We start from the raw sequence: 6,992 nt of genomic DNA on the forward strand, positions 1-6,992 counted from the left end.
CGAGCGGTATACCGCTCCCCCAATAAATTTCCTATCTATTCCTAGCGCGCTGGTAGTAGTGGCTTGGTTATAATCTGTAAAAAAATGGTTTAATGTAGCTAGCAGCGGCACATACACGGCAATTTCCACCCCTATCAAAAAAGAAACCTTCAGGAGATAAAAACGTCCCTTAGAAAAAATGTCCATCATCCGCGAATGTGTATAGAACAAAGAAATATTGAGCAGATAGTGAACGATATAGTTTTCTGCCTTCCCGAACCTTCCAGCAAATATACCAGTCAGCCCTGATTCGTACAAAATATACACCGCCCAGAAGATGATGTGGATCCTATATTGCCCAATCAACCTTGCAAGAAAACTGCCCATCCCAATAATATACCCTTTCATACCATAATCTATCCTTTCTGTCACTTCACATTGACTTACTTTTTCCTGCGGGCTAAGTTTCCCGAAAATCCATATTATGAAAACAACAAAAATCACAAAAAAAACAATCTTCCGGTTCCGATCAGTCAAATCAGGAAAATCTGAAACCTCGGATCCCACCTTAGATACCCTTACACATACCGTTACAGGACACCTGTAAACATCAATATTAAAGCCCGCCCCGATTATTCCGATGGGTAGGCTTTAACGTCCGGTTTGTAAGGAAGTTATCTAAGGTTTTCCGGAAATTATTCCCTATGGTGAATTTACTCCCATTGCTCATCGTGAGTATGTTCCCATCGATCGAGGTGATATGTTCACCCGATATCAGAAAACTTCTGTGTAACTGCATGAATCCAGCACGTTTTCCAAAAATCTCCCTTGCCTCTTTGAGTTTCAAATGTGTGACAATATTTGAATCAGTTGTATAAATCCTAATATAATTGGCAAGGCTCTCAATGGCAATTATATCGCTGTACCTAACTTTTACCATTTTAAGGTCCTCAGACTTGTTTTTCACGAAAAGGTATTCTCCGCTTTTTTGCACAGCCCGCCCTTCAGTGTTAAAAAATCTTGACACTACGGAAAAAAACTTCGCGTAATTGAAGGGCTTGAGCAGGAATCCATCAGCCTGCACGTCGAAAGCATCCAGCGCATACTTTGCATGGCAAGTACTAAAAACCATCCTAGCGGCACGATCCCGTACCATAGCGGAAAGCTCAATACCGTTCATATTCGGCATATCCACATCCATAAACAACATATCAAAATCCCCATTCCCCCTGATATAGTTCAGGGCCGCTACCGGGTCAGAAAAACTCCTGATTAGTTCCAGTCCAGGCGTTGAGAGAATGTATGCGCTTATTTCATCAATCGCATCAAGGTCATCATCAATCACAATACAACTCAGCGGCATAAAAATTAATGTCTCAGTTAACAATTAAAAGCATTAGGGTTATAAATATAGTCGGTTTTTCGGTTTATCACCGCTCTGTTTGTATCTTTTTTTTAACCATCAGAAAAAATCTCTGTTAAGAAATTTCCCAAAAGGAGATGATATAAAGAAGGTCCACTTGAATTCTGCATGGTTTCCCACCCCTAAAGAGGCCCCTTTTGTACCGGATATGTACCTTTTGGTAAACGTTTTTCGGTAACACTGTTTTTAAGGCGTATATTCAATTCAACAACATAATAAAGAAAAGATAAGTCTGTCCAGGGAAACGAATTGTTTCCGGATGTTATTTTTGTTTTAACCCGATCCTGATTTATACGCCAGATATGCCTAGGTCCATTCCCTATTTGCTAATGATCCTTGTGATCCAACTTTTAGGTACAGCATTATATGGACAGCAGACTTTGACACTGAACATCAAGCTGATAAGTAAAGAAGATAATATGCCTGTAACTTTTGCAAAGATATCCTTGACCGATGATAAAGGAAAGATCAGCCAGAACACACTTACTGATACAAAAGGACTGTGCAGTTTTACTATTGCGGACTCATTGAACGGAAAACTGAAAGTCACTGCCTCAGCTATGGGGTTCATGGCATATACTTCCCCCCTGATCATTTTCAGGGGTTTGATCCATAGCGACACCATTTTGCTGGAGAAGAAAAGTATCACCTTGAATGAAGTTAAAATTATTCAGCAGCAGGTAACCAAAGATGGTGAAAAATTAATCTACAGGCCAAAATTCAACCAGTTTTCGAACTCGACTGCATCGATTGAACTTTTCTCCAAACTTCCCGGGGTTTCACTGGTATCGGGTAAACTTAAACTCAATGGCAATGATGGTGTACTGGTGCTTATCGATGGAAAAGGGGAACTGATTAGCCAATCGCAACAATTGGAAATGCTCAGTGGCATCAGCGCTGATAAAATTGAGAGGATAGAAATCATATCCACTGCCTCATCAAGGTACGATGCAAATATCACATCTGTTATTAATATCATCACAAAAAAAGACCGCGGCAGTTCTACCTTTCGGGCCAATGTTTCCCAGCCTTTATACATGGACTTAAAAAGTTTTGGAAGTGCCCAACTGTCCGGTGGGGCCTCGACCAATCTTAACTTCAAGATTGATAAGATCAGGGCATCACTTGTACTTATCGCTAACAACAACAGAAGGCCTGAAGAGTCAGAATTCAGTAAAATAATATATAACCTATTAGCCTACCAATCCAAAACCCGTTCTGTTAGCTCTCGATTTGCCCTTAACCCTAATCTGACTTTCGACTATGACATCAACAGCCAGTCAAGCCTAGGTATCAATGCTGATATATCGATCGTACCATCTTTAAACAGAAATACCTTAGAGGAATACACCTTCATGAATTACTACTCTAATGCTGTTGATTCCACTGTCAGTATCGGGAACAGTTATAACAATAAGCGCAGTACAGTTCAGATCAGCGGTAACTATAGATACCTGCTCAATGCGACGAAAAACAGCAACTTTTACCTGAACCTCATTTATTCCCATAATCCCTACTCAATATCTAACGTCCTTTCAAAATTTTCAGGCGGTATTTTGCCCTTGAGCAATGAATTCGAAAGCAACACGAACATCATTAATATTTCCTTAATCGTCAGCGACCTTATCAAATCAAAAAAGCTGTCGAGCGAATTCGGGCTGAAATCCAATTCACTTAATAACGGCACTCAGCAGGTTTACAGGTCAGATGAAACCAAGTTTGATTATTCTGAACAGCTCAGCAGTGCTTTTGTCAGCATTAGGTATAAGTTTGGCAATTACCTTCTAATGGCAGGAATAAGGGGAGAGCTCCTCAATTCTACCTCTGAGTTTAATGCAAACAGCTCTATCCAGAAACTTAACCAGGATTATTTCAAGATCTATCCCAACTTCCTTTTACAGAAAGAACTACACAACGGACTTACCGCCAGCATCGGTTATAGCAAAAAAATAAGACGCCCGTTCATCAGCGAACTGAACCCCACCAGCCAGATTAACAACTTTCTCACCAGTACTACAGGCAACATCGCTTATAAGCCGGTATTTTCAGATAGGATCGAAGCTCAGTTCCGCTACAAAGAGGCAGGTCTTACCTTATTTTATGACCGTTCGTCCAGCAGGCCAGTTTTTCTGCCAACATCAGACCCTTTCATATTCCAGTCGGTAAACCTAAACAGGCTGCACAAATTTGCCGTTTCTGTTAATAGCGATTTTAAGATAGGAACCGTTTTTAGTTCTAGCCTCAATGTGAACTACTCCTATTCTAGACATGAACAGGGCAGTATGATATATTTCAAAAATGGGCTTAACCTATTCGAAATCAGCGGATCCGGTAATTTTGAACTGAGTAAAAAAACACAGTTACAGGCGGATTTTTATTACTGTGCAAAAATGAACCTGGAATATAGCATATATAGCCCTCTTTTCTCCCATTCCCTTACCCTTCGACAGCTAGTTCTCAGAGATAAACTCAGCATAAACATTTCTGTTAATGACCCACTGGGCCTTGAGAAGGCCAGCTCAAAAAGTTATTATGAAAACCAATACCTGGAAGGCAGGGCACTGACAAGTCAGCGCACATTTTCTATCCAGCTGGTATATAATTTCCCTTTCGGGCAGAAGTTCAGAAACCAGAACTACAAAAAAAAGAATGACGGGGAAATCAGAGACCAGCAATAAACAGGATTATACATAAACCCCATATGATACACCAACAAATACAAAAGAACATGAGTTTACGGCCGCTAATTCAGTTGCAAAAAAAATCACCAGTCTTAAGTCTCCTCGCCTCGCTAATTTTGCTAGGCTACCTGTCGTCATGCAAAAACGCATCAAAAAGCGAGAAACCTGCAGATGTCGTAAATGAGTGGATAGGCAAAGAAATCAGGTTGCCACAACTTAATACCTGTGCTATCCTGGGTAAATATGCTGAATGCGGTATCAAAGTTCCCAAACCTTACCGCGTTTTGATTTATACAGACTCGGTTGGCTGCACTAGTTGCGACCTGCGAATTGATATCTGGAAAACACTGATTAAGGAAGCCGATACCTTTGCAAAGGGAAAAGTTGATTTCCTTTTTTACTTTAATCCAAAAAAGAATGAAAACCTTTCCGAGCTGTTCAAACGTGAAAATTTCAGAAATCTGGTCTACATGGATCTAAAGGACGAATTGAATAAGACCAACGGCTTTCCAAAGTCGATGGAATACCAGTGTTTTCTACTAGATGAACATAATAAAGTCCTGGCGATTGGAAACCCCACCATGAACGGAAATGTTTGGGAGCTTTATAAAAAAACGATAAAAGGTGGCTGATGTATTGCACAGCTAAAAGATACATATACCTATGAAAGACAAAAGAAAAAGAAAGGAGGAATCGGCAGTAATATAGCTAACACGAATTGATACAAATTCTATCTGATGAAATGATAAATGCAGATCAACCTATTAGAAAACTATTTTAAAAACTTAATTATGAAAAAACGTCTTTTTGCGGCCCTTGGCGCTACAGGAGTAGCCACCGCACTAATTTTTACCCTAACCTTAAGTTCAGGGCAATCAAACGCATCGCAAAACAAAAGAAATGTTGACGCCTTGGAAACCGAACTTCCAAGTGACGGAAAATGCACAGGCCCAAGACCACAGAACGGTAACTGCGAAAGCAGCAACACAAACAAATGTTCTGACACAGCTGGATGCAGCTCATAAAAAAACATATCCCCAGGGCCAAAGCTCTGGGGATATCCCTTGAAAGAGTAGCAACCTCTGCAAATATTCCCTTTAAGAGAGCTAACCAATTAATAAATACCAGATTGGTTACTGAATTTATTTCCAATAACCAAGATCATTTTTAGAGCATATGAATAACCGACCAGCACCATGAAAAAGAAACCTCAAATAATTAGCGGCTTTGCCACTTTGGCAGCAGTATTAACTCTGGGAGTATTAATGAGCCCAAAATTCTCACAGGCATCAAAGCAAGTCAAAGACAATACTGAGGCATTTAGACTGGATGTTCCCACCCATAAGTGTACAGGTCCTAAAATTGCAACAGACGGGAGATGCACCCACACTAACGATCGCCTCTGTTCGGATTTAAACGGATGTGATGGAAGCGAGAACTAGATTCTAGTTAACGACTGCATCAAATCAAAAACATAAGCCATTCTCCATCTTCCCACCAATGAAAAAACATTTTTTCTTAATTTACACGATTATAATTTTCTTAAGCAGTTGCATTCAGAAAGCAAAAGAAAAGCTGCCAGAGATACCTGTTTCAGATATCAATCTCTCATCCTTTAGGGAAATGCCATTTGAAACGCTACCAGTGGATATTGTCAAAAAAAAGCGTTACGTTAATCTGGAAATGAAGGACGGCGATAATTATGTTGGTCTGATCGATAAGGTGATGCACAAAAACGGTATTTATTATGTACTGGACGTGAGAAAGAAAATTCTTGTAGCTTTCAGCGAAAACGGAAAATACATTGCCACGATTGGTAGGCTTGGCACAGATTACCTCAATATTGCGGACTTTGATGTTGATGAAAATGGAATGGTTTATATTGTAGATGGAAAAGCTGATAGTTTTCTAGTCTACGCAAGCGATTTTTCTTTGCTTAGAAAAATAAAATCACCATTCGAAATCGATGTAATCCAAAAACTACCGGACGGAAATTTTCTAATTGGCCTCTCTTCTTGGAACAAAAAAGATAATAGCGGAGACAAAATCTTAAGAACGGACAAAAATTTGGCCGTCCTGAACACGTCTGCCGTTTACAATGAGTTCATTGATGATAATTTCTGGATTTCCAGATACAGGTTCATCTGCACAGGAAAAAACATCTTCTACAACAGGCCGATCGATAACGATGTCCTTGTTTTTGATTCTAAAGGAAAATTAGAAAAAGCATACAGGTTTAATTTTGGAAAAATGACAGTACCTGATGAAGACAAAAAAGAAATAGACACCAAGGTTAATCGTTACAATGCTTACCGTCTACTAACGAATTTTACCTTCGTAAATGAAAGATATGCGTTTGGCAAGATATGGGACAAAAGGAAATTCAAATTCTTTTTTCTTGATAGAACTAAACGGACCTTACTTCTTGAAGATCCTTTGATCCCTAACGAACAGAGTAATATCACCGATTTTGATGGTACGCACCTCATTTCCTTCATTAGTGCCGCGCAGTTTGACGAAAAAAACTTAGAAAAACTACCTCAATCCGTAGCGAAGCACCTAAATAATGGTGGATTTATAATATGTGATACCGAAATCAATTTGAACTGACATAGATTTTGACAAGTAAATTCAGGAAGGGACAAGTGTCTTCGCAAAAGACGAGCTTTTTAAAACTGAAGGAGTTGGTCTGAACGGAATAGTATACCATTCTGATGGATTTCTAATAGTAGATAACAGCTCAAAGGGACAGCTTTTTAAAGTTGACCTAAAAGATCCGAAAAAGGTAACCAAAATCAAGATTTCCCAGTTTTTCTTAGGCGCTGATGGCTTATTATTAACTGATAAAAATACGCTCAACATTGTAGTCAATGGAGGAAGCGATAAGATTTACCAACTCGGCTCAACGG

General features: G+C 39.5%; 6 protein-coding genes. 4 read left to right on the forward strand and 2 right to left on the reverse strand.

Annotated elements, in window-relative coordinates; all coding sequences use genetic code 11:
- Together R2R28_RS28845 and R2R28_RS28850 are read right to left on the reverse strand one after the other, a co-directional pair.
- The coding region (locus tag R2R28_RS28845) for a hypothetical protein (RefSeq protein ID WP_316829127.1) at positions 1-516 on the reverse strand (516 nt) is incomplete at its 3' end.
- Between the two features lie 79 nt (positions 517-595).
- A complete protein-coding gene (locus tag R2R28_RS28850) occupies positions 596-1,342 on the reverse strand; it encodes a LytTR family DNA-binding domain-containing protein (protein ID WP_316829128.1) in 747 nt (248 codons plus the stop codon).
- A 362-nt stretch (positions 1,343-1,704) separates the two neighbouring features.
- On the opposite strand from R2R28_RS28850, the gene R2R28_RS28855 reads away from it, so the two are divergent.
- From R2R28_RS28855 to R2R28_RS28870, 4 genes are all read left to right on the forward strand, one after another.
- Entirely contained in the window at positions 1,705-4,080 is a 2,376-nt protein-coding gene (locus R2R28_RS28855; protein WP_316829129.1) for an outer membrane beta-barrel protein, read from the forward strand.
- A 74-nt stretch (positions 4,081-4,154) separates the two neighbouring features.
- Complete coding sequence (locus tag R2R28_RS28860) at positions 4,155-4,715, forward strand: hypothetical protein (protein ID WP_316829130.1); 561 nt, start codon at positions 4,155-4,157, stop codon at positions 4,713-4,715.
- 159 nt (positions 4,716-4,874) lie between these two features.
- Positions 4,875-5,108 carry a hypothetical protein gene (locus R2R28_RS28865; protein WP_316829131.1) on the forward strand — a complete coding sequence of 78 codons (234 nt, stop codon included), beginning with the start codon at positions 4,875-4,877 and terminating at the stop codon, positions 5,106-5,108.
- Positions 5,109-5,583: 475 nt separating this feature from the next.
- Positions 5,584-6,693, forward strand: a complete 1,110-nt coding sequence (locus R2R28_RS28870; RefSeq protein WP_316829132.1) for a 6-bladed beta-propeller — start codon at positions 5,584-5,586, stop codon at positions 6,691-6,693.
- Positions 6,694-6,992 lie beyond the last annotated feature (299 nt).

Source organism: Pedobacter miscanthi, from assembly GCF_032678605.1.
In the GTDB taxonomy this organism is placed as follows: domain Bacteria; phylum Bacteroidota; class Bacteroidia; order Sphingobacteriales; family Sphingobacteriaceae; genus Pedobacter; species Pedobacter miscanthi_A.

What these genes read in the sequence shown, in the direction of transcription:
- R2R28_RS28870 (WP_316829132.1), top strand. Translation starts at nt 5,584, where the DNA reads ATGAAAAAACATTTTTTCTTAATTTACACGATTATAATTTTCTTAAGC.
- R2R28_RS28850 (WP_316829128.1), bottom strand. Translation starts at nt 1,342, where the DNA reads ATGCCGCTGAGTTGTATTGTGATTGATGATGACCTTGATGCGATTGAT.
- R2R28_RS28855 (WP_316829129.1), top strand. Translation starts at nt 1,705, where the DNA reads ATGCCTAGGTCCATTCCCTATTTGCTAATGATCCTTGTGATCCAACTT.
- R2R28_RS28865 (WP_316829131.1), top strand. Translation starts at nt 4,875, where the DNA reads ATGAAAAAACGTCTTTTTGCGGCCCTTGGCGCTACAGGAGTAGCCACC.